This window comes from Xanthomonas theicola (assembly GCF_014236795.1).
GTDB lineage: Bacteria > Pseudomonadota > Gammaproteobacteria > Xanthomonadales > Xanthomonadaceae > Xanthomonas_A > Xanthomonas_A theicola.
Map to the genome: position 1 here is coordinate 1,298,520 of NZ_CP049017.1, position 20,598 is coordinate 1,319,117.

The following is a 20,598-nucleotide window of genomic DNA, read 5'->3' on the forward strand; positions in this document are numbered from 1 at the left end:
TCTGCGCGCCGGCGCGTGGCGCGCGGCGACGAGAGTGCCCGGCGGCCGCGGGGGCGAACGCCGACCCGCGGCGCGGGCCGACTCAGGCCGCCTGCCGGCCGCGCAGCTGCGCCTGGGCGCTGCCGACGCCGGCGTGCTCGTAGGTCTGCTTCAGCCGGTCGTAGACCTCGTTGCTGAGCTGTTCGAATTCCCAGCCCCGGGCCTGGCCGCTGACCGCCAATTGGTACAGCCCTTCCAGCAACGACGCATCGTGGTCGCTCTGGGTGTGTCCGTTGTCGCTCATGTGCACCGCCCCTGTTCGAATACAGTGTGATGGAGTAGGCAAGTCCCATGTCGGGTTTCCTGCTGTTCCAGGCTCGGTAGCGGCCGTGCGCGGCGCAACTTGAGGGCACGCGCAACGCGGCGATGCTGCGAATGGACGGGAGGCTCGGGTCCTTGCGGATTCCTGCGCCGCGTACGCATAGGTGGCCGATGAGGCGGCCCGGACCGGGAGTGACGCTGCGCGCCGGTTGCTTGCGGCCCGGCGCGGCGGGCGGCTTCACATCGTCGCGGCACCCGCCAGACCAAAATGCGCACTCCATCGCATCAGCCAGGCCATGAGCGCAGCGTCCCTCCCGCCGATCGAACACGACCCGCAGCAGCAGCGTTTCGTCCTGCGGCTGGAGGGTCACGAGGCCGAACTGGACTACCTGTTGCGGGACGGGCGTCTGGTCATCACCCATACCGGCGTGCCGAGCGCGATCGGCGGCCGTGGACTGGCGGCGCGGCTGGTGGCCGCGGCGCTGGAGCAGGCGCGGGTACAGGGAGTGAAGGTGGTGCCGGCGTGTTCGTACGCGGCGGCGTTCGTCCACCGCCATCCCGAATACGCCGATGTGCTCGCCTGAGCGCGCATGCTGCCGCGACGGCGCGACAATTCGCCATCACAGAGGCAGGACCCAGGGGTAATGGACGTGAGGCACAGGCGACGGGCGGGGCGGAACAAGCGGTGGCCGTGGACGGCAGCGGCACTGGGGTTGGCGCTGGTGGCGGCCGGATGCAAGCGCGAGGCGGCCGCACCCGCCGCCGCGCCGGCCGCGGCCGCGGCCGCGGTGCCGGCCGCGCCGGCGCCGACGCCGCTGAAGGACGTGATCGAACACAGCCCGAGCTACGTGGTCGGCATCACCTTCCCGCCGGCGCTCAACCGCTATCCGGGATTGGCCGAGGCGGTCGGTCGCTATGCGCAGGCCGCGCGCGACGACCTGATGGAAGCGGTCGCGGGCCTCGGCAACGACCGCCCCAGCGTGCCCTACGAACTGTCGCTGCAGTTCGGGATGCTGCTGGAGCGGCCCGGGCTGGTGGCGGTGGCCGCCGACGGCAGCCGTTATACCGGCGGCGCCCACGGCGAGCCGCTGGTGGCGCGTTTCGTGTGGTTGCCGCAGCAGCAGCGCATGCTCACCGCCGAGGCGCTGATTCCCGATCCCCAGGGGTGGGCGCAGGTCGCCGACCATGTCGCCGCGCAGCTGCGCCAGATGGTGCAGGCGCGGGTGGACGCCGAACAGTTGCCGCCGGAGGACCATGACGAACAGGTTCGCAGCGCCGACAAGATGATCGCCGAAGGCACCGAACCGCAGGCACGGAACTTCAGCCAGTTCCAGCCCTTGGTCGACGCGGCCGGCAAGATCGTGGCGTTGCGCTTCGTGTTCCCGCCTTACCAGGTGGGGCCGTATTCCGATGGCACGCAGTCGGTGGACGTACCGGCAAACGTGTTGCGCGGCCTGGTCGCGCCGGAGTACGCGGAGCTGTTCGCCATCTAGCGGTCGCACACATGGCCGGGTTGCTGCAGCGCCGTGTCGTCGAACTGCTCGCCAGCGCCGACGTGCGTGTCGGTGGCGGGCGCGCCCACGACATCGTGGTGCACGACCCGCGCTTCTACGCACGGGTGCTGGCGCAGGGCTCGCTGGGTCTGGGCGAGAGCTACATGGATGGCTGGTGGGATACGCCGGTGCTGGACGCGACGTTGGCGCGGCTGATCGGCGCCCGGCTGGAACAGCGCGTGGCCGGCATCGCCGACCTGGCGTATGCGCTGCGCACGCGGCTGTTCAACCTGCAGCGCGGACGCCGCAGCTACGAGGTCGGGCGCCGCCACTACGACCTGGGCAACGACCTGTACCAGGCGATGCTCGGCCGGCGCCTGGTCTACAGCTGCGGCTACTGGGCCGCGGCCGACGACCTGGATGCGGCACAGCAGGCCAAGCTGGACCTGGTCTGTCGCAAGCTGCTGCTGCAGCCGGGCATGCGCGTGCTGGACATCGGGTGCGGCTGGGGCGAGGCGCTGAAGTTCGCGGCCGAGCGCTACGGCGTGGCCGGCGTCGGCGTCACCGTATCGCAGGCCCAGGCCGAATACGCCCGGCAGCTGTGCCGCGGGCTGCCAGTCGAGATCCGGCTGCAGGACTATCGCGAGGTCGACGAACGCTTCGATGCGGTCTTCTCGATCGGCATGTTCGAGCATGTCGGCGATAAGAACTACCGCCGCTACGTCGAGCGGGTGCGGCGCTGCCTGCGGCCGGACGGGCTGTTCCTGCTGCACAGCATCGGCAGCAACGTCTCGCGGCATCGCACCGATCCTTGGATCGCACGCTATATCTTCCCCAACTCGATGCTGCCCTCGGCGGCACAGATCGCCGCCGCGCTGGAGGGGCGCTTCGTGATCGAGGACTGGCACAACTTCGGCCCCGACTACGAGCGCACCCTGCAGGCCTGGCGTGCCAACATCGAGGCGGCCTGGCCACGGCTGGATGCGCAACGCTACGACGCGCGCTTCCGGCGGATGTGGCGCTTCTACCTGGCCGGCTCGATGGCCACGTTCGGCTGCCGGCGCGCGCAGCTTTGGCAGCTGGTGCTGTCGCCCGAAGGTGTACGGGGAGGCTACCGCGCGCCGCGTTGAGCCGCGCAGGGCGGTCGGTGCCGCGCCATAATGGGTAGCATTGGTGGCTTCGACCACCGGCCTGCGACCCCGCCCCCATGGGAAGTTTCGATCAGACCGAGCGGCGCGTGGTGTTCACCTGCGAGCGCTACCCCGCTTTCCCGCGCGAACCTGCCGTCCTGGTCAGGCTCGTCAAGCATCTGTACAAGCGCATCCACGCCAACGCTTGCATGCTGCTCAAGACCTACGGTCTCAGTCCGCCGGAGTACGAGATCCTGATGATGCTGTACGGCACGCCAGGACAGTGCATGACCCCCACCGAGGTGGCCGAGGCGGCGGGCGAGAAGCCGGCCAACATCACCCGCCTGACCGACAGCCTGTGCGGCAAGGGCCTGATCCTGCGCTCGGCCAGCCCCGAGGACCGGCGCAAGACCACCCTGACCCTGCAGCCGGCCGGGATCGCGCTGATCGAACGCATGCTGCCGGCGGTGTGCGGTTTACTCGCCGCCGAGACCGTCGGCCTGGAGGAGGCCGAACAGCGGCGGCTGGAGGCGCTGCTCAAGAAGATGTTGGACAGCATCGACAACGCCAGCTGACCGCGCCGCGCGGCGATCATTGCTTGCCGGGCGACGCCTGCGGCGAGGCGCCGTCGCCTGCGCCCGGGGTCAGGCCGCGCTTTTCCAGCAGCGGCTCGATCGTCGGCGCGTGTCCGGCGAAGTCCTGGAACAACTGCATCGCATCGACGCTGCCGCCGCGCGAGAGCAGGGTCTGGCGGAAGCGGTCGCCATTGGCGCGGCTGAGCCCGCCGTGCTGCTTGAACCACTGCTGGGTGTTGGCGTCGAGCACTTCGGCCCAGATGTAGGCGTAGTAGCCGGCCGCGTAGCCGCCCATGATGTGGCTGAAGTAGGGCGTGCGGTAGCGCGGCGGCACCGGCGCGTAGGCGATGCCGTCGGCGGCCAGCGCCTTGGCCTCGAAGTCCATCACCGCGGACGCCGGCGGCACCTGGCCGGCGCCGAGTTGGTGCCAGCGCTGGTCCAGCATCGCCGCGCCCAGGTACTCGGTGGTGGCGAAGCCCTGATTGAACTTGGCCGCGGCCACGACCTTGTCCAGCAATGCCTGCGGCATCGCCGCGCCGGTCTGGTAGTGCTTGGCGTAGTGCCTGAGGATCGCCGGGTCGTCGGCCCACATCTCGTTGACCTGCGAGGGGAACTCGACGAAGTCGCGCGGCACGCTGGTGCCGGAGAAGTAGGGGTACTTCACGTCCGAGAACATGCCGTGCAGCGCATGGCCGAACTCGTGGAACGCGGTGGTCACCTCGTCCCAGGTCAGCAGGGTCGGCTGCCCGGCTGGCGGCTTGGGAATGTTGAGGTGGTTGGCGACCACGGGCTTGTCGCCGGTCAGCGCCGACTGCGACACGTAGGAGCTCATCCAGGCGCCGCCGCGCTTGGATTGGCGCGCGTACATGTCGGCGATGAAGATCGCCAGCTGCGTGCCGTCGGCGTCGAACACGTCGTAGACCATCAGGTCGTCGCGGTAGGTGGGCAGGTCGCTGCGCTGCTTGAAGGTCAGCCCGTACTCCTGGTTGGCGGCGTAGAACACGCCGTTCTCCAGCACGCTCTTCAGTTCGAAGTACGGCTTGAGCTGGGCTTCGTCGAAGTCGTACCTGGCCTGGCGCACCTTCTCGGTGTAGTAGGCCCAGTCCCAGGCCGCGAGCGCGAAGCCCGGCTTGCCGGCGGCCTTTTGCTCCCGGTCGATCCTCGCCTGCAGGTCGGCGGCCTCGCGCTTGGCGTTGGCGACCGCGGCCGGGGCCAGTTTGCCGAGCATCGCGTTGACCGCCTGCGGGGTCTTGGCGGTCTGGTCTTCCAGCGAATAGGCGGCGTGGTTCGGGTAGCCGAGCAGCTTGGCGCGCTCGGCGCGCAGGCCCATGATCCGCGACACCAGCGCGGTGTTGTCGTACTGGCCGCCGTGGCTGCCGCGCGACACCGACGCCTGGTAGATCTTGTGCCGCAGCGCGCGGTCCTTGAGCTGGGCCAGCGGCGGTTGGCCGGTGGTGTTGAGCAGCGCGATCACGTACTTGCCGTCGAGCTTGCGCACCTTGGCCGCTTCGGCGGCGGCGGCGATCTGCGCCTCGGACAGCCCATCGAGCTGCTTGACGTCGTCCACCACCACCGCGGCGGCGTTCACTTCGGCCAGCACGTTCTGGCTGAACTGGGTACCCAGCTTCGCCAATTCGGCGTTCATCGCCTTGAGCTTGGTCTTGTCGGCTTCGCCGAGCTTGGCGCCGGCGCGCACGAAATCGCTGTGGTACTTCTCCACCAGGCGCACGCCCTGCGCGTCTAGGCCGAGCTGGTCGCGGCGGTCGTACAGCGCCTGGATGCGCGCGAACAGCTTGGGATTGAGCGAGATCGCGTCGCGGTGCGCGGCGAACCTGCCCGAGTAGTCCGCCTGCAGCTGCTTGCGCGTGTCGTTGGTGTCCGCGCCGACCAGGTTGAAGAACACGGTGGTGGCGCGGTCCAGCAACTGGCCGCTGTTCTCCATCGCCACGATGGTGTTGTCGAAGGTCGGCTTGGCCTTCTGCTCGGCGATCGTCTCGACTTCCTTCAACTGCTGCGCCATGCCGGCGTCGAAGGCCGGCGCGAAGTCGCTGTCCTTGATCCGGTCGAACTGCGGGTAGTGCAGCGGCAGCGGGCTTTCGGCGAAGAACGGGTTGGCCTGCGTGGCCGCTTGCGCGGCGGCGGACGGGGCGGCATTGGCGTAGGCGGGCATGGCGAGTCCTAGCGTGGCGGCGAGCGCGAGGGCGAGGCGGGTGGTCATCGAGCGGCATCCAGCGATAAGGGCGGACCACGCAGGCTAACCCAGCACGGTGCCCGTGGCCTGTGACTAAAGCCATGGACCTTCTCCCTGGCGCAGGCCACGGCCGCGCTCGCTTCGCGCGGCACGAGCGCGGTCATGAGAAGATGCCGGCATGCGTCCCAGGCCCAGGCCGCCTCGGGCATCGGGCCGTTCGCCGTGCCCGCGCGCAGCGCCAGCATGGAGAATGGAATGGACACGCCGACCACCGCCTACGCGTTTACCGCCACCGACATCGACGGCCGCCCGCAGCCGCTCGCCGACTACGCCGGCAAGGTCCTGTTGATCGTCAACGTCGCCTCCCAGTGCGGCTTCACCCCGCAGTACGCCGGGCTGCAGGCACTGTGGCAACGGTACCGCGAGCGCGGGCTGGCGGTGCTCTGCTTCCCCTGCGACCAGTTCGGCCACCAGGAGCCCGGCGACGCGGACCAGATCAAGCGGTTCTGTGCGCTGCGCTACGCGGTCGACTTCCCGCTGTTCGCCAAGGCCCATGTCAACGGCGACGCCGCGCATCCGCTGTGGCAATGGCTCAAGCGACAGAAGCCAGGGATGCTCGGCATCGCCGCGATCAAGTGGAACTTCAGCAAGTTCCTGGTCGGCCGCGACGGCCGGGTGCTGGCGCGCTATGCGCCCACCGACAAGCCGCACGCGCTGGCCGCCGACATCGAGCGCGCGCTGGGCTGAGCGGAATTGGCGCCGGCCGTTGCGCGTGCGTCACGGATCTTCGGGCTGTCGGCGTGCGGCGAGTCGAGCGATCTGCTTTCTGTAGGAGGGGCTTCAGCCCATAAGCGCTACCCATTCATCGGGTGCAGTTCATCCTGCTGGTCAGTTCTGCGGCGGGGTGGTTCGCGCAGGCTGGCGGCGATGTGCTTCCAGTCGCAAGCTATCGAGCAACCAGAGCATCGGATTGACGGCCTGCCTCGGCAGGTGGCGCATCAAGGACGCCTCGCGCCAACGGCACCGTCGCTTGTCCGGATGCGGGCAGGTAGCCCCAAGGGGAAAAACGCCCGCCCACCACGAGCAAGCTTTCGATCAGCACCGAGACGAAGACATTGCCTTGCAGCCAAGCCTTGGCGCCTTGGGGATCGGTCTTCTTCAGATGTCCCCGTTGCAGCAGCCACTTCAGCCGCTTGAACGCCAGCTCGACCTGCCGGCGATACCGGTACAGTTCGAGCAATCTTTCGGGGCTTTGGTCGCGCAGCGTGCCGACCAGGACCACGTAGCCGGCCATCTGCATCGTGCGCGGGCGCAGTTTGCGGCCCTTGCGCCTGGCGGTGCGATGCAATGTCTCCAGTGTGAGGCGGGTTTGCCGGGCCGACTTCCTCCATGCACACACCTGGATGGGGATGACGCCCTGCGCATCGCGCCACTGCGCCGCCCAGCCCTGGACCTGGCCCACGCGCAGACGCCGCAGCTTGGGCAGCAGGTCCGGGGCCTGTGCCTCATCTGCGCGTTTCTCCAGCGGCTACCGGCTTGGACGAGTCCGCCAGCCACTCGATCATCGCTTGGCTCATCCAGCGCAACCACTCGCCACTGCCGCGCAGCCGCTTGAGCAGGGCCACGTCGGAGACATCGGCCAAGCCCCGCCTTCACGAGCGCGAACCGCGGTCTCGCGCAGCGAACAGCCGTCGAGCAAATGAATGAGCAGCACCCTCAGCAACATCGACGCCGACGTGATGTTGCCATGGCGGCGCACCATGGCGCGGCAATCATGTGCCGCCCGCTCCCAGCCCGCTGGAAGCAAGCGCTCCACCACTTCCCACGCTGGCCGATCCGTCTCCAGATCGCCCAGATCCCACCAGCCCTCATCCCATTGAACCTGTGCTTGCTCGTCTCCCATAAGGTCGAAAGTTTGCCACAACCGATATGGGCTGACGCCCCTCGTGCAGCGACGCGTCGCCGTTGGCAGCGCACGCGGCGCGTCGCGCGCTACTTCTCGACGAAGGCGCGCTCGAACACGTAGTGGCCCGGCGTGCCGATCCGGGAGGAGGCGGCGAAGCCGCGCGCGTCCAGGGTCTGGCGCAGGTCGGCCAGCATCTGCGGGCTGCCGCAGATCATCATCCGGTCATGCTCCGGATCCAGCGGCGGCAGGCCCAGGGTCTGCTGCATCCGCCCGCTTTCCAGCAGTTCGGTGAGCCGGCCGCGGTTGCGGAAGTCCTCGCGGGTCACCGCCGGGTAGTACAGCAGCTTGTCGCGGATGGTCTGGCCGAGGAACTCGTGCTGCGGCAGCTCGTTCTCGAAGTAGTCGCGGTAGGCCAGATCCTTCCCGAAGCGCACGCCGTGGGTCAGGATCACCTTGTCGAAGCGTTCGTAGGTCTCCGGGTCCTTGATCACCGACAGCCACGGCGCCAGGCCGGTGCCGGTGCCGAGCAGGTACAGATGGCGGCCGGGGTGCAGGTCGCTGATCAGCAACGTGCCGGTGGGCTTCTTGCCGACCAGCACCGCATCGCCGGGCCTGATGCGCTGCAGGCGCGAGGTCAGCGGGCCGTCCGGTACCTTGATGCTGAAGAACTCCAGCCGCTCTTCCCAGTTGGCGCTGGCGATGGAATAGGCGCGCAGCAGCGGCCGCGTCTCCGTCTCCAGGCCGATCATCACGAACTGGCCGTTGTCGAAGCGGAAACCTTCGCTGCGGGTGGTGGTGAAACTGAAGTAGTCGTCTGTCCAGTGGCGGACGTCGAGCACCGTTTCGGGGCCAAAAGCAGAGGACATGCCGTTGATCGTTGTAGGGGAGCAACTGTCGCCGATTCTACTCCATGCGCGTTCAAATAAGAGTAAGAGCGACTAACAAAACGCTGGAAGAAGCCGTAGGCAGATGATGGAGCAAGCAAGCTAAAGCCCTGCAAAATGGATGTCGATCCTGCGCTCGAAGCGAATGCGCAGCTTGCCCATTGCGGGGCGAACCAGGCATGGGTGCGCTCGAGCACCCAGCGCCGGCGTCCCAGCCGGTCGTTGCGCGCGGTGCCCTTGCGCGCGATGTTTGTTAGCGACTCTAAATCTCATTTTTGGAGGCACGGGGGTCGCCGCGCGTCGCCGCGCGAACGACCGTTCGTCGGACAGGGACAGCGGTGCCCGCGGCGGGGTGCCGTTGCGTCGACTGGCGCCGATCGCGCCGTCGGCGCCGATCTGGACCACGAGGATGAACGGTGCGGTGTCCGCGCGCGGCGTGGCGCAATTGGCCACGCCCGCGTCCAGTGCCGCGCGCTGCAGCGCCTGCAGGCGTTCGCTCGGCGCGCCGGGTAAGGCGGCCTCGTCGCGGTTGGCCAGGGCCTTGCCCGCGGCGGCGGGGAGCGCCAGGGCGGCGGCGAGCAGGCAGGGCAGGAAGCGTTGCCGCATGGCGGATCCGGCAGGCGATGCTCAACGATACCCAGCGGCCTGCAATTCGAACAGTTCCGCGTAGCGCCCGCCCTGCGCCATCAGCTCGGCATGGGTGCCGCTGGCCTCGATCCGGCCGCCGGCCAGGACCAGGATGCGGTCGGCCATGCGCACGCTGGAGAAACGGTGCGAGATCAGCACCGCGGTGCGGTCGTCGGACAGTTCCTTGAAGCGCTGGAACACCTCCAATTCGCTGCGCGCGTCCAGCGCCGCGGTCGGTTCGTCGAGGATCATCAACTGCGCGTCGCGCATGTAGGCGCGCGCGATCGCGATCTTCTGCCACTGCCCGCCGGACAGGTCCACGCCGGTCTTGAAGCGGCGCCCGATCAACTGCTCGTAGCCGTGCGGCAGGCCTTCGATCAGTTCCGCGGCCATCGCCCGCTGCGCGGCGGCGCGGATCCGCGCCGCGTCGGTCATCGAATCGACCCGGCCGACGCCGATGTTCTCGCCGGCGCTGAGGTGGTAGCGCACGAAGTCCTGGAAGATTACCCCCAGGTTGGCGCGCAGGTCGTCCAGGTCGTAGTCGCGCAGGTCGCGGCCGTCGAGCAGGATGCGGCCCTCGTCCGGGTCGTACAGCCGCGCCAGCAGCTTGACCAGGGTGGTCTTGCCGGCGCCGTTCTCGCCGACCAGCGCCAGTACCTCGCCGGCGCGCAGTTCGAAGTCCAGGTGCCGCACCGCCCACTGCGCGGCGTCCGGATAGCGGAAGCCCACGTTCTCGAACACGAAGCCGCGCACGATCGGCCGCGGCACCGGCGCCGCGCCGGGCCGGGTGCGGATCTCCGGCACGATGCGGAAGAACGAGTACAGATCGTCGAGGTACAGCGCCTGCCCGGCCACCTGCGAAAAACCGATCAGCAGCCCCTCCAGCAACTGGCGCAGGCGCAGGAAGCTGCCGGCCAGGAAGGTCAGGTCGCCGATGCTGAAGTCGCCGCGCACGGTACGCCAGGCGATGTAGCCGTAGGCGGCGTAGTAACCCAGCGTGCCCAACGCCGCCAGCAGCGTGCCCCACAGCATGCGCTTGCGCGCCAGCGCACGGTTGGCTTGGAAGAACCGATCGGCCAGCGCGCGGTAGCGCTCGATCAGGAAGCTGTGCAGGTTGAAGATCTTCACTTCCTTGGCGGTCTCGACGCTGGCGCCGACCTGGCGCAGGTAGTCGAGCTGGCGCCGTTCCGACGTCCACTGGAAGTTGAGCGAGTAGCCCAGCGCGTTGAAGTGCGACTCGCCGACGAATGCGGGCACCAATGCCACCGCCAGCAGCACGATCAGCCACGGCGCGTAGACCAGCAGGCCGATCGCGAAGCTGACCACGGTGATCGCGTCCTGCACCTGGCCAAACAGCTGGCCCATCAGGTTCATCCGGCCCATCGTCTGGCGCCGCGCGCGGTCGAGCTTGTCCTGCTGCTCGGGATCCTCGAAATCCTCCAGGTCCAGCTGCGCGGCATGTTCCATCAGCTGCACGCTGGTGACGTTGTTGAACAGTTCCGACAGCAGCGTGTCGGCATAGCCGACCAGTCGTCCGAGCAGGTCCGAGCCGATCGCCAGCGCCAGTTCCAGCGCCAGCAGTTGCAACAGCCGGTCCAGCCGCGCGCTGGCCAGCGCCGCGCCGAACGAGCTGAAGCCGGGCGACTGCCCGACCAGGTGGATCGCCTCGTCGATGATCAGCTTGCCGATGTACAGCGAAGCCACCGGGATCAGCGCGCGCAGCACGCGCAAGCCGATACTGCTGAGGGTCAGCCAGCGGCTGGTGCGCCAGATCTGGCGCAGGAACGGAGGCAGGTTGCGCATCGCCTCGAAGCGCTCGCGCAGGCTGGGGCCGGTAGCGGCGCCGCGCCGTGCCGCGCGGTGGGGAGGGGAAGAGGAGTGGGAGGCCATCGGCGTATTGTGCCGGGGCCAGGTGCGCGCGGGGGTGTGGAACTGCGCCGGCCGCCGTGGGCGCATGCGCCAGGGGCGGCGGCGTGCGTGCCGGCAACTGCCGCCATCAGCGCCTGCGCAACCGGGCCCGCGGCCCGCGGCCGGTGCAGCCCTGCTTGCGCACGGCAATGCCGCGCCGCCGGCGTCGGCCCGGGCTCACTCGTCCAGGCGCAGGGTCAGGCACTTGGCCGCGCCGCCGGCCTTGAGGAATTCGTCCAGCGGGGTCTGCACCACTTGGTAGCCGATCCCGGCCAGCGCCGCGCACAGCGCGGGCGTGGCGCGATTGAGCAGCAGGCGTTCGTCCAGGTCCACCGCATTGCAGGCGAAGGCGAGCGCATCGGCTTCGCCGACCGCGATGCGCTGCGCCCGCGGGATGCGGCGCGCGATCGCCTGCTGGGCGTCGTCGTCGAATGCGGCCGGGTAGTACAGCAGGTAGCCGTCGCGCAGCGGGCAGAAGCACGTATCCAGGTGGTAGAAGCGCGGGTCGACCAGGCGCAGCGGCAGCACGTCGATGTCCAGCAGGTCGGCCAGTTCGTGCGCGGCGGCCAGGTCGCTGCGATGGCCGTGGCCCATCCACAGGCGCCGCGCGCCGCGGTCCAGCAGCGCGTCGCCGGCGCCTTCGAAGTACAGGTCCTCGGGCAGTGCGCGGATGCGGAAGCCGGCGCGGCGGCACCATTCGGCGAACAGCACTTCCTCGCCGCGGCGTTCGGCATGTCGGAAACGGCTGGGCACGAAGCCCTCGCCGAGCACCAGGCCGGCGTTGGCGCTGAACACCATGTCCGGCAGCCCGGCCGCTGCATCGATCCGCTCGACCTGCGCGCCTGCCGCCTCCGCCGCAGCGACCAGCGCGTTCCATTGCGCCTGCGCGCGTTCGCGGCTGGCGGCGTGGACGTTGCCTTCCATCCAGGGGTTGATCACATAGTCCACCGCGAAGTGCTGCGGCGCGCACATCAGCAGGCGATGGCCGGCGCGGGCAGCGGCGCACGCCTGTGTCTCCGGCTCGGCGAGCGTCGGGTTCTCGCCGTCCGAGGCGGTACTGCCCGCCAGGAATTTCTTGATCATGCCGGTCTTGTTCTACGCTGGAGTTGCGCGGACGCTATCATGCCGGCCTCGTTCTGCGCTGGGGTTGCGCGAACACTAGCGGCGGCGTGTTGCGCAGACATGTCCGCGCGCCCGGGCGGTCGTCGCCGCGGGCGCGATCCGCGGCGACGGCAGCAGGTATCCGGCAACAGGCGGCAGGCGGTCGGAGCGAGGCGGCATCGGCCGGCGCCGACCGCGTGGTCCGGCCCCAGGCATCCTGCGGCCGGCATGACCGCCGGGCGGCCATGCCGCCCGCTGCTGCGCTCACGGCAGCGCCGGTTGCAGGCCCACCCCGAGCCGGTTCTAGGCATTGATCACGGCGATGGCCATGGTCAGTGCGCTGATCCCGCGGTCCTCGAAGTGCGTTGCCAGGGCATCGTAGGCGGCCTGCGGCGGTGCGCCCGACGGCAGCGTGGTCAGCGCCTCGGCCCACGCCAGCGCCGCGCGTTCGCGCGGGTCGAAGAACCGGCTCTCGTGCCAGCCGGCGACGGTGTCGAGCTTGCGCGGCTCGATGCCGGCCTTGCGCAGCGCGGTGGCGTGCATGTCGATGCAGTATGTGCAGCCGTTGCGCTGGGAGACGCGCAGGAACACCAGTTCGGCCAGTTCCGCGCCGAGCACGCCATCGTGGACGTGTTGGCTGGCGGCCAGCAGGGCGCGGAAGGCGCCGGGTTCGTGGCGGGTGTAGTCGATGCGATGGAAGTGCATGGGGCGCGTGCCATGACGGCCGCAGTCGCCGTCTTCGCTGCAAGGACGCGGCAGCGCGCAGGGGCGTGACAGCCGCGTCTGCGTCAGGCGCCCACCGGCGCAGGCGAACGCGGTCCGGCCAACGCCGGCAGCTTGTCCGGGTTCATCAGCGTCAGCACTTCGATGATGCGGTCCCGCGCGATCACCACCAGCGTCGCCGAATGCAGCCGCCCGCCCTGGAAACGCAGGATCGCCGGTTCGCCGTTGACCGAGCCGATCCGCACCTGCAGGCCCAGGCTGCGTCGCGCCACCGCCCAATACAGCCTGGCGATGCGCTCGGCGCCGAGCAGCGGCCGCAGGCTGGCGGCGACCTTGCCGCCGCCGTCGGACAGCAGCCGCGCATTGGCGTCGAGCAGGGCCACGATGGCCGCGCGCTCGCCGCTGTGCGCGGCGTGCATGAAGCGCTCCAACAGCTGGCGGTGCCGCTCCGGCGCGACCGCGAAGCGCGGACGCTCGGCCTTCAGGCGTTTGCGGGCGCGGTGCACCAACTGCCGGCAATTGGCCTGTGCGTGGCCGAGCAGGCTGGCGATCTGCGCATAGTCGTAGTCGAACGCCTCCTTCAGCAGGAACGCGGCGCGTTCGTCCGGGCCCAGCCGCTCCAGCAGCGCCAGGAACGCCACCGACACCTGCTCTGCGCGCGCATGGCGCTCGGCCGGGTCGGCTTCCTCGGCGATCTCCAGCGGCTCGGGCAACCACGGGCCGGTGTAGTGGACGCGGGCGCTGCGCGCGGCGCGCAGCCGGTCCAGCCCGAGCCGGGTGGCGACGGTCGCCAGCCAGGCCTGGGGGTCGCGGATCGCGGCGCGGTCGCCGGCCTGCCAGCGCAGCCATGCATCCTGCACCACCTCCTCGGCGTCGCTGCGGCTGCCGAGCAACCGGTAGGCCAGGCCGAACAGCCTGGGACGTTGCGACTCGAAGGTCGGATCGGGATGCATGGCGACCAGGACGGAACAGGGCATGCCGGCGTGACAGCGGGCGGGTCGGCCGCTTTGCCCTAAAATAGCCCGGTTTCCCCCCGCCAGCCGTAGAGCCAGCCGTGACCTCGATCAAGCAGGAAGACTTCATCCAGTCCGTCGCCGATGCGCTGCAGTACATCAGCTACTACCATCCGGTCGACTACATCAAGAACCTGGCGGCCGCCTACGAGCGCGAACAGTCGCCTGCGGCCAAGGACGCGATCGCGCAGATCCTGATCAACTCGCGCATGTGCGCCGAGGGCCGCCGGCCGATCTGCCAGGACACCGGCATCGTCACCGTGTTCCTGGAAGTCGGCATGGACGTGCGCTGGGACGACGCCACGATGGGCGTGGGGGACATGGTCAACGAGGGCGTGCGCCGCGCCTACAACCATCCGCACAACAAGCTGCGCGCCAGCGTGCTCGCCGATCCGGCCGGCAAGCGCGCCAATACCCGCGACAACACCCCGGCGGTGGTCAACGCCAAGCTCGTGCCGGGCGACTACGTCGAGGTGATCGTCGCGGCCAAGGGCGGCGGCTCGGAAGCCAAGAGCAAGTTCGTCATGCTCAATCCCTCCGACTCGATCGTCGACTGGGTGCTCAAGACCGTGCCGACCATGGGCGCCGGCTGGTGCCCGCCGGGCATGCTCGGCATCGGCATCGGCGGCACCGCCGAGAAGGCGATGCTGCTGGCCAAGGAAGCGCTGATGGAGCCGATCGACATCGTCGACCTGCAGGCGCGCGGCGCGTCCAATCGCGCCGAGGAACTGCGCCTGGAGCTGTACGAGAAGGTCAACGCGCTGGGCATCGGCGCGCAGGGCCTTGGCGGGCTGACCACGGTGCTGGACATCAAGGTCAAGGACTACCCGACCCACGCCGCCAATCTGCCGGTGGCGATGATCCCCAACTGCGCGGCCACCCGCCACGCCCACTTCACCCTGGACGGCAGCGGCCCGGTGATGCTGGAGCCGCCGTCGCTGGAAGACTGGCCCACGCTCACCTACAACCCGAGCAACGCGCGCCGGGTGAACCTGGACACCATCACCGGCGAGGAAGTGGCCCGCTTCAAGCCGGGCGAGGTGATCCTGCTCAACGGCAAGCTGCTGACCGGCCGCGACGCCGCGCACAAGCGCATGATCGACATGCTCAACCGTGGCCAGGCGCTGCCGGTCGACTTCACCGACCGCTTCATCTACTACGTCGGCCCGGTCGACCCGGTGCGCGACGAAGTGGTGGGCCCGGCCGGCCCGACCACCGCCACGCGCATGGACAAGTTCACCCGGCAGATGCTGGAGCAGACCGGCCTGCTCGGCATGGTCGGCAAGGCCGAGCGCGGCGATGCGGCGATCGCGGCGATCCGCGACAACAAGGCCGTGTACCTGATGGCGGTCGGCGGCTCGGCCTACCTGGTGTCCAAGGCGATCAAGGCCGCGCGCGTGCTGGCGTTCGAAGACCTGGGCATGGAGGCGATCTACGAATTCGAGGTCAAGGACATGCCGGTCACCGTGGCGGTGGATGCCAGCGGCGCGTCGGTGCACAAGAGCGGCCCGCGTGAATGGCAAGCGCGCATCGGCAAGATCCCGGTGGTGGTCGAGCCGGCCTGAGCCGGCGCCGCGCGCGGGCACGGCGCGGCATGCGAGACTGCCGCCGCCGTGTCGCCCGGCTCCGGCGACCCACCAGGAGATCGCATGAGCGCCACCTTGTACTACTCGCCCAGCACCGCCGCCCTGGTGGTGCACTGGCTGCTGATCGAGCTGGAGGTGCCGCATACCCTGCACGCCCTGGACTTCGATCGGCGCGAGCACAAAGCGCCCGAGTACCTGCGGCTCAATCCGGCCGGCGTGGTGCCGACCCTGGTGCTGGACGGGCAGGTGCTGACCGAGGCGGCGGCGATCGTGCTGCACCTGGCCGACCTGCATCCGCAGGCCGGGCTGGCGCCGCCGCCCGGCAGCCGGGCGCGCGCTGAGTACTACCGCTGGATGCTGTTCTGCGCAAACACGCTGCAGCCGGCGTACCGTGCCTGGTTCTATCCGGACGAGCCGGCCGGTGCCGACAACGTGGAGGCGAGCAAGGCGCAGGCGCGGCAGAAGCTGGAAGCGGCGTGGGAACAGGTTGCGCGGCACCTGCAGGCGAACGGTCCGTACCTGCTCGGCGCGCAGCTGTCGGCGGCCGATTTCATGCTGACGATGATGATGCGCTGGTCGCGCAACATGCCGCGGCCCAGCGATGCCTGGCCGGCGTTGCAGGCGCATGCGCAGCGGATGAAGGCGCGTCCTGCGTTCCAGGAAACCTGCCGCCGCGAAGGCCTGACCGACTGGACCTGAGCGCGGCGGCAGTGTCGCGCGACGGCCACGGAGGGCCGCCGCGCGATGCCGGCGTCGCGCCTGTCAGGCCTCAGTACCACTCCAGCAGCGACACGCCCAGGCCCACGTAGGTGGCGCGATGGTTGTAGTCGATCATGCTTTCGCCGTAGCCGTCGAACACCTGCACGTGGCCGCGCAGCAGGTTGCTGATCGGAAAGCCCCAGTCCAGCTGCACCGCGCCGTGCGAGCGATCGCCGCTGCGCAGCGAATGCCGCGCCATCAGCGAGATCTCGTGGCCGCCGCGGTTGTAGGTCAAGGTCGCGTCGCCGCGGCCCATGTAGTCCTCGATGTCCGGGTTGTTGTCCTGACGCCTGCTTTCCGGGAGCCTGTACCATGGACGCAGCACCAGCGCCCAGTTCTCCCGGTCCAGACCGATGTTGAGGATCGCCCGGTTCCAGCTGCGCGACAGCGGGTCGCTGCGGCCATTGGACTGGTGGTTGAGCTGGATCCCGGTCATCCGTCCCTTCCAACCGAACAGGCTGTAGTTGTTGCGGAACACCAGCGCCAGTTCCGGCTCGTAGTTGGTCTCGCGGAACGGCCGCGACTGCTCGCTGTTGTAGACCTGCCAGCGCGAACTCTGGGTATAGGCGCCCCACAGGTCGCCGTTGTCGCCGAAGATGTTCTCCACGATCTTGGTCTTGAAGCTGAGCTGGAACTTGGCTTCGATGCTGTCCAGCGGCTCGGCGGTGGTCACCGTGTTGTTCGGGTTCGGCGAGGACGGGGTCTCGTTCTTCTTGCTGGTCCAGAACGCCGGCAGCAGGTACACCGGCTTGTAGGCGCGCAGCTGGAAGTTGCCCAACTTGGAATCCCTGGCCAGCTCCCAGCGGCTGTCCAGCAGCGAACCCTTGCCGGCGTTGGCGATGGTGGCGTCGTAGCGGTCGTCCTTGAACAGCGAGGCGGCGCGCTGGCGGGTGCGCTCGGCCAGGCCGGCGTCCTGCGGGATCGACGTATCCCGCTGCTGCTTCTGGCTCTCGCTGGCCATCTTCGCCGCCGCATCGGCGGCCTGCGGATCGGCCCGGTGCGACAGCGCCTGGTCGTAGCAGGACAGGCGCGCGGCGTCGCTGGTAATGGCGACGCAGGCTTCGGGCGAGGCGGGAGTGGGCATCACTTCCTGGGCGTGGGCCAGCGGCATCGCCGCCAAGGACAGCAGCAACAGGGGACGGGCCGGGCGATGGATCATGCAGGGTCTCTCGGAAACAGGCGGCGCGGGCGGGTGGTGCGCTGCCGATGTGAATAGCCGGCTGCGAAAATACAGCAGCCGCCACAACGGGGTCATCACACGTTCATCTCGTGCCGCGCATGGCGCCGGGTCAGAACAGCCAGGCCGCCGCGAACAGGCCGACCATCGCCAGCGCCAGGGCCAGCTTGGCGGCGGTGCCCAGGACGATGCCCAACCAGGTGCCGAGGCCGACCTTGGTGGCGCGATGCAGTTGCCGGCCATGCCAGTATTCGCCGGCCAGGGCGCCGACGAAGGGGCCGACGAACAGGCCGACCGGCATGAAGAACAACCCCGCCACCCCGCCCAGCACCGAGCCCCACAGCGCCTTGGGGCTGGCGCCGACGCGCTTGGCGCCGAACACGGTGGCCAGGAAGTCGACCAGGAACGACAGCAGGGTCAGCACGCCGAGCACCGCTAGCATCACCCAGCCCACGCGCTGGAAGCCGTCGGCCCATGCCGCCAGCAACAGCCCGGCGAACATCAGCGGTATCCCCGGCAGGGCAGGCAGCACCACCCCGGCCAGCCCCAAGAACACCAGCAGTCCGGCGATCATATGGTAGATGAACGTAGGATCCACGCGGCGGTCTCCAGGAGCGATTTTGGGGTTGACAGACAGGGTGTTTTTGCTGATTGCATTTTCATTTTGGCCGGGGTAAGTTTCAGCCGCTGCGTTTGCAAAGGTCACAGTGAATCGTGGCCCGATGCGGTAGATCCATCCGATCCGCTACAGCGTTATACCTCGCTTCCTCCTTGCAACCAGCCGCCGAACCCCCGGCGTACCCACCCCTGAGACGTGTTCCAAGGAGTAAGTCCATGACTACCTGCAATCGCGAAAACGGCACCGTGAAGTGGTTCAACGATGCCAAAGGCTTCGGCTTCATCAGCCGCCAGAACGGCGAGGACGTGTTCGTGCACTTCCGCGCCATCCAGACCCAGGGCTTCAAGAGCCTGAAGGAAGGCCAGAAGGTCAGTTTCACCGTGGTACAGGGCCAGAAGGGCTTGCAGGCCGACGCGGTGCAGCCGGTCTGAACCCCGGCGCGGTGGTCGCACGCCACCGCCGCGCCCATGGAAAAGGCCCGCGTTGCGGGCCTTTTCGCTTTGCAGCTAAGGAACCGTACGCCTAGCGCGCGACCACGCGGCCGTTGACCACGCGCACGTAGGTGTTCTCGCCGATCCCGGCCAGATCGCGCTGGTTGACCACGATCACCCGACCATCGTCCATCTGCACGTGCACGTCGTAGGTGTCGCTGGTGACGTTCTTCTGGATCTGGTTGCCGGCCAGCGCGCCGGCCGCCGCGCCGGCGACGGCCGACACGTTCTGATTGCCCTTGCTGCCGCCGGTATGGTCGGAGATCTCATGGCCGGCGACCGCGCCGACGATGCCGCCGAGGATCGCGCCGGTGGCGGTGGGTGCGGTGCGCCCGGAAGCCACCGTGTCGATGCGGGTGACGATGCCGCAGTCGGCGCAACGGGTGTTCGCATAGCCGCGCGACGGCTGACTGTAGCCGCCGCCGTAACCACCGCCATAGCCGGGGGACGTGGCGCAGCCGGCCAATGCCAGGACGGCGACGGCGGCGGTGGCCGGTAGATGCATCTTCATGGGTTCTCTCCTCGACGGTGAATGAAGGCGGCCGGGCCGCAGTCGCAGGCATCCTGTCCGCCGCCACGTGAATGCAGCGCTAATCGGACGCGTTGGTCGTCCGTGGCGCAGCGCAGGGTCAGGGGCAATTCAGCGGAAATCGCGGTGGCAGGCGTCGCAGTCGTCGTCGATGCGCTGCACCAGCCGGTCGAGCGCGGCGCAGTTGCCGGGCAGCGTCGCCTGCGCCGTTCGCAGCGTCGTCCGCAGTGCGTCGGCGTGTTGCAGGAAGCGGCTGTCGTCGGCGAGCGCGGGGAACGCGGTTTCCAAGTCGTTGCCGAGCAGCTGCAGCGCCTGCGTGCGTGCCTGCAGGTCGGCGGCGGCGCAGCGATCGTGCGCACGGCTGCGCTGCAGCAGCGCTACCTGCCTGTCCATCACCTGCATCAGCGCGTGCGGGAACCGATCCTGCCGCGCCTGCAGGGCGCGCATCGCCATCGTCGCGGCGACCAGCCCGACCAGCACGCCGGCGCACAGCACGAACAGGTAGCGGGAGGCAGAGGAAGCGGAGGCGGGAGCGGGCGGGCTGGCCATGCGTCGGGCATATCGGCGGCGGACCCCGGATGGTACGCGCCGTCGGCGCGCATCGCCGATGCAATAGACTGCGCGCATGAACGAACAACTGCGTGAGCGCTTCGCCGGCATCGACCGGCTGTACGGGCGCGGCACCATCGAGCACCTGGCGCGTTGCCGCGTGGCCGTGGTCGGCATGGGCGGGGTCGGCTCGTGGGTGGTGGAGGCCCTGGCGCGCTCGGCGGTCGGGCAGCTGACCCTGATCGATGCCGACGATATCTGCGTGTCCAACACCAACCGCCAGTTGCCGGCGCTGGCTGGGCACTACGGGCGCAACAAGGCGCAGGCCATGGCCGAGCGCTGCGTGGCGATCAATCCCGCGATCGAGGCGCTGGCGCTGCCGTCGTTCCTGACCCCGGCCAACATCGCCGCACTGCTCGATACCGGCCTGGACCTGGTCATCGATGCCTGCGACAGCTTCCGGGTCAAGGTCGAGACCATCGCCTGGTGCCGCCGGCGCAAGCTGCCGTTGCTGACCGTGGGCTCGGCCGGCGGGCGCACCGACCCGACCCTGGTGCGCGTGCGCGACGTGTCGCGGACCGAACACGACGCGATGCTGGCACTGATCCGCAGGAAACTGCGCAGCGAGTTCAACTTCCCCAAGAACCCGCAGCGCTATTTCGGCGTGCCGGCGGTGTACTCGCTGGAGAACGTGCGCTACCCGCAGGCCGACGGCAGCGTTTGCGGGCTGCGGCCGCAGTTGGGGCCGGACGCAGTGCTGAACCTGGACTGCGGTGCCGGGCTGGGCGCGGCCACGCATGTCACCGGCGCGTTCGCGTTCGCCGCGGCAGGCAAGGCGCTGGAGATACTGTTGAAGCCGAAACGGGAGCAGGCGCCAGTCGCGACCGCGGCGGCGTTGCAAGCAGGGTAGCCCCGTACCGCGGCGCCGCAATCGCGGGCGATGCGCGCTTGCTGCGTTCGTCCTTGCCGCGCTTGTCGGGTGCATTGCGCCGGCAACGCCGGCGGCGAGGTGAGCCGCGGCGGCGAGCGCGGCCCGC

At 69.2% G+C, this 20,598-nt stretch carries 21 protein-coding genes and 2 pseudogenes; 9 read left to right on the forward strand and 14 right to left on the reverse strand.

What is annotated here, in order from left to right; all coding sequences use genetic code 11:
• Positions 1–82 precede the first annotated feature (82 nt).
• Complete coding sequence (locus G4Q83_RS05865; protein WP_128419908.1) at positions 83–283, reverse strand: hypothetical protein; 201 nt, start codon at positions 281–283, stop codon at positions 83–85.
• Positions 284–596: 313 nt separating this feature from the next.
• On the opposite strand from G4Q83_RS05865, the gene G4Q83_RS05870 reads away from it, so the two are divergent.
• From G4Q83_RS05870 to G4Q83_RS05885, 4 genes are all read left to right on the forward strand, one after another.
• Positions 597–884, forward strand: a complete 288-nt coding sequence (locus G4Q83_RS05870; RefSeq protein ID WP_128419909.1) for a GNAT family N-acetyltransferase — start codon at positions 597–599, stop codon at positions 882–884.
• A 60-nt stretch (positions 885–944) separates the two neighbouring features.
• The gene (locus tag G4Q83_RS05875) at positions 945–1,793 is read left to right on the forward strand and encodes a DUF3298 and DUF4163 domain-containing protein (RefSeq protein ID WP_128419910.1); all 849 of its coding nucleotides are present in this window, start codon (positions 945–947) and stop codon (positions 1,791–1,793) included.
• 11 nt (positions 1,794–1,804) lie between these two features.
• A complete protein-coding gene (gene cfa / locus G4Q83_RS05880; RefSeq protein ID WP_128419911.1) occupies positions 1,805–2,923 on the forward strand; it encodes a cyclopropane fatty acyl phospholipid synthase in 1,119 nt (372 codons plus the stop codon).
• A 77-nt stretch (positions 2,924–3,000) separates the two neighbouring features.
• Positions 3,001–3,498: a MarR family winged helix-turn-helix transcriptional regulator gene (locus tag G4Q83_RS05885; protein ID WP_128419912.1), complete on the forward strand. Its 498-nt coding sequence runs from the start codon at positions 3,001–3,003 to the stop codon at positions 3,496–3,498.
• A gap of 16 nt (positions 3,499–3,514) precedes the next feature.
• On the opposite strand, the gene G4Q83_RS05890 is transcribed toward G4Q83_RS05885, so the two are convergent.
• Complete coding sequence (locus G4Q83_RS05890) at positions 3,515–5,716, reverse strand: M3 family metallopeptidase (RefSeq protein WP_170069154.1); 2,202 nt, start codon at positions 5,714–5,716, stop codon at positions 3,515–3,517.
• A 228-nt stretch (positions 5,717–5,944) separates the two neighbouring features.
• On the opposite strand from G4Q83_RS05890, the gene G4Q83_RS05895 reads away from it, so the two are divergent.
• Entirely contained in the window at positions 5,945–6,436 is a 492-nt protein-coding gene (locus tag G4Q83_RS05895) for a glutathione peroxidase (RefSeq protein ID WP_128419942.1), read from the forward strand.
• 199 nt (positions 6,437–6,635) lie between these two features.
• Here the strand turns inward: G4Q83_RS05895 and G4Q83_RS05900 are convergent, their stop codons facing one another.
• The 8 genes and pseudogenes from G4Q83_RS05900 to G4Q83_RS05940 all read right to left on the reverse strand — a co-directional run bounded on the left by G4Q83_RS05900 (position 6,636) and on the right by G4Q83_RS05940 (position 13,791).
• Positions 6,636–7,151 (reverse strand): transposase, encoded by a 516-nt coding sequence (locus G4Q83_RS05900; protein WP_158255002.1) that lies wholly within the window; start codon positions 7,149–7,151, stop codon positions 6,636–6,638.
• Positions 7,152–7,272: 121 nt separating this feature from the next.
• A pseudogene (locus G4Q83_RS05905) lies at positions 7,273–7,418 on the reverse strand (IS4-like element ISCku3 family transposase); the annotation flags it as partial.
• A gap of 263 nt (positions 7,419–7,681) precedes the next feature.
• Positions 7,682–8,461, reverse strand: coding sequence for a ferredoxin--NADP reductase (locus tag G4Q83_RS05910; protein WP_128419914.1), 780 nt, complete (start codon positions 8,459–8,461; stop codon positions 7,682–7,684).
• Between the two features lie 120 nt (positions 8,462–8,581).
• Positions 8,582–8,736: pseudogene (locus G4Q83_RS05915) on the reverse strand (IS5/IS1182 family transposase); the annotation flags it as partial.
• A 370-nt stretch (positions 8,737–9,106) separates the two neighbouring features.
• Entirely contained in the window at positions 9,107–10,996 is a 1,890-nt protein-coding gene (locus G4Q83_RS05925) for an ABC transporter ATP-binding protein (RefSeq protein ID WP_128419915.1), read from the reverse strand.
• A 195-nt stretch (positions 10,997–11,191) separates the two neighbouring features.
• Entirely contained in the window at positions 11,192–12,097 is a 906-nt protein-coding gene (locus tag G4Q83_RS05930) for a dimethylarginine dimethylaminohydrolase family protein (RefSeq protein WP_128419916.1), read from the reverse strand.
• A 321-nt stretch (positions 12,098–12,418) separates the two neighbouring features.
• Positions 12,419–12,820, reverse strand: coding sequence for a carboxymuconolactone decarboxylase family protein (locus G4Q83_RS05935; RefSeq protein WP_128419917.1), 402 nt, complete (start codon positions 12,818–12,820; stop codon positions 12,419–12,421).
• Between the two features lie 83 nt (positions 12,821–12,903).
• Positions 12,904–13,791: an RNA polymerase sigma-70 factor gene (locus G4Q83_RS05940; protein WP_128419943.1), complete on the reverse strand. Its 888-nt coding sequence runs from the start codon at positions 13,789–13,791 to the stop codon at positions 12,904–12,906.
• Positions 13,792–13,892: 101 nt separating this feature from the next.
• Here G4Q83_RS05940 and G4Q83_RS05945 point away from each other — a divergent pair, with 101 nt between their 5' ends.
• Together G4Q83_RS05945 and G4Q83_RS05950 are read left to right on the forward strand one after the other, a co-directional pair.
• Positions 13,893–15,416, forward strand: a complete 1,524-nt coding sequence (locus G4Q83_RS05945; protein WP_128419918.1) for a fumarate hydratase — start codon at positions 13,893–13,895, stop codon at positions 15,414–15,416.
• 84 nt (positions 15,417–15,500) lie between these two features.
• On the forward strand, positions 15,501–16,136 hold the full coding sequence (locus tag G4Q83_RS05950; RefSeq protein ID WP_128419919.1) for a glutathione S-transferase family protein: 636 nt from the start codon (positions 15,501–15,503) through the stop codon (positions 16,134–16,136).
• Positions 16,137–16,206: 70 nt separating this feature from the next.
• Here the strand turns inward: G4Q83_RS05950 and G4Q83_RS05955 are convergent, their stop codons facing one another.
• A complete protein-coding gene (locus G4Q83_RS05955) occupies positions 16,207–17,355 on the reverse strand; it encodes a phospholipase A (RefSeq protein WP_128419920.1) in 1,149 nt (382 codons plus the stop codon).
• A gap of 130 nt (positions 17,356–17,485) precedes the next feature.
• A complete protein-coding gene (locus tag G4Q83_RS05960; protein WP_386273489.1) occupies positions 17,486–17,947 on the reverse strand; it encodes a DUF456 domain-containing protein in 462 nt (153 codons plus the stop codon).
• Positions 17,948–18,207: 260 nt separating this feature from the next.
• Between G4Q83_RS05960 and G4Q83_RS05965 the strand changes: the two genes are divergently transcribed.
• Positions 18,208–18,423 carry a cold-shock protein gene (locus G4Q83_RS05965; protein ID WP_128419922.1) on the forward strand — a complete coding sequence of 72 codons (216 nt, stop codon included), beginning with the start codon at positions 18,208–18,210 and terminating at the stop codon, positions 18,421–18,423.
• 91 nt (positions 18,424–18,514) lie between these two features.
• Here the strand turns inward: G4Q83_RS05965 and G4Q83_RS05970 are convergent, their stop codons facing one another.
• Together G4Q83_RS05970 and G4Q83_RS05975 are read right to left on the reverse strand one after the other, a co-directional pair.
• Positions 18,515–18,994, reverse strand: coding sequence for a glycine zipper 2TM domain-containing protein (locus G4Q83_RS05970; protein ID WP_128419923.1), 480 nt, complete (start codon positions 18,992–18,994; stop codon positions 18,515–18,517).
• Between the two features lie 129 nt (positions 18,995–19,123).
• Entirely contained in the window at positions 19,124–19,561 is a 438-nt protein-coding gene (locus G4Q83_RS05975; RefSeq protein ID WP_128419924.1) for a hypothetical protein, read from the reverse strand.
• 76 nt (positions 19,562–19,637) lie between these two features.
• Between G4Q83_RS05975 and G4Q83_RS05980 the strand changes: the two genes are divergently transcribed.
• Positions 19,638–20,471, forward strand: a complete 834-nt coding sequence (locus G4Q83_RS05980) for a tRNA threonylcarbamoyladenosine dehydratase (protein WP_128419925.1) — start codon at positions 19,638–19,640, stop codon at positions 20,469–20,471.
• Positions 20,472–20,598 lie beyond the last annotated feature (127 nt).

Excerpts from the sequence above, each read along its gene's own strand:
- G4Q83_RS05935 (WP_128419917.1), bottom strand. The coding sequence starts at position 12,820 with ATGCACTTCCATCGCATCGACTACACCCGCCACGAACCCGGCGCCTTC.
- G4Q83_RS05950 (WP_128419919.1), top strand. The coding sequence starts at position 15,501 with ATGAGCGCCACCTTGTACTACTCGCCCAGCACCGCCGCCCTGGTGGTG.
- G4Q83_RS05930 (WP_128419916.1), bottom strand. The coding sequence starts at position 12,097 with ATGATCAAGAAATTCCTGGCGGGCAGTACCGCCTCGGACGGCGAGAAC.
- G4Q83_RS05910 (WP_128419914.1), bottom strand. The coding sequence starts at position 8,461 with ATGTCCTCTGCTTTTGGCCCCGAAACGGTGCTCGACGTCCGCCACTGG.
- G4Q83_RS05955 (WP_128419920.1), bottom strand. The coding sequence starts at position 17,355 with ATGATCCATCGCCCGGCCCGTCCCCTGTTGCTGCTGTCCTTGGCGGCG.
- G4Q83_RS05885 (WP_128419912.1), top strand. The coding sequence starts at position 3,001 with ATGGGAAGTTTCGATCAGACCGAGCGGCGCGTGGTGTTCACCTGCGAG.
- G4Q83_RS05870 (WP_128419909.1), top strand. The coding sequence starts at position 597 with ATGAGCGCAGCGTCCCTCCCGCCGATCGAACACGACCCGCAGCAGCAG.
- G4Q83_RS05925 (WP_128419915.1), bottom strand. The coding sequence starts at position 10,996 with ATGGCCTCCCACTCCTCTTCCCCTCCCCACCGCGCGGCACGGCGCGGC.
- G4Q83_RS05865 (WP_128419908.1), bottom strand. The coding sequence starts at position 283 with ATGAGCGACAACGGACACACCCAGAGCGACCACGATGCGTCGTTGCTG.
- G4Q83_RS05975 (WP_128419924.1), bottom strand. The coding sequence starts at position 19,561 with ATGGCCAGCCCGCCCGCTCCCGCCTCCGCTTCCTCTGCCTCCCGCTAC.
- G4Q83_RS05965 (WP_128419922.1), top strand. The coding sequence starts at position 18,208 with ATGACTACCTGCAATCGCGAAAACGGCACCGTGAAGTGGTTCAACGAT.
- G4Q83_RS05970 (WP_128419923.1), bottom strand. The coding sequence starts at position 18,994 with ATGAAGATGCATCTACCGGCCACCGCCGCCGTCGCCGTCCTGGCATTG.
- G4Q83_RS05960 (WP_386273489.1), bottom strand. The coding sequence starts at position 17,947 with ATGATCGCCGGACTGCTGGTGTTCTTGGGGCTGGCCGGGGTGGTGCTG.
- G4Q83_RS05890 (WP_170069154.1), bottom strand. The coding sequence starts at position 5,716 with ATGACCACCCGCCTCGCCCTCGCGCTCGCCGCCACGCTAGGACTCGCC.
- cfa (WP_128419911.1), top strand. The coding sequence starts at position 1,805 with ATGGCCGGGTTGCTGCAGCGCCGTGTCGTCGAACTGCTCGCCAGCGCC.
- G4Q83_RS05940 (WP_128419943.1), bottom strand. The coding sequence starts at position 13,791 with ATGCATCCCGATCCGACCTTCGAGTCGCAACGTCCCAGGCTGTTCGGC.
- G4Q83_RS05980 (WP_128419925.1), top strand. The coding sequence starts at position 19,638 with ATGAACGAACAACTGCGTGAGCGCTTCGCCGGCATCGACCGGCTGTAC.
- G4Q83_RS05875 (WP_128419910.1), top strand. The coding sequence starts at position 945 with ATGGACGTGAGGCACAGGCGACGGGCGGGGCGGAACAAGCGGTGGCCG.
- G4Q83_RS05895 (WP_128419942.1), top strand. The coding sequence starts at position 5,945 with ATGGACACGCCGACCACCGCCTACGCGTTTACCGCCACCGACATCGAC.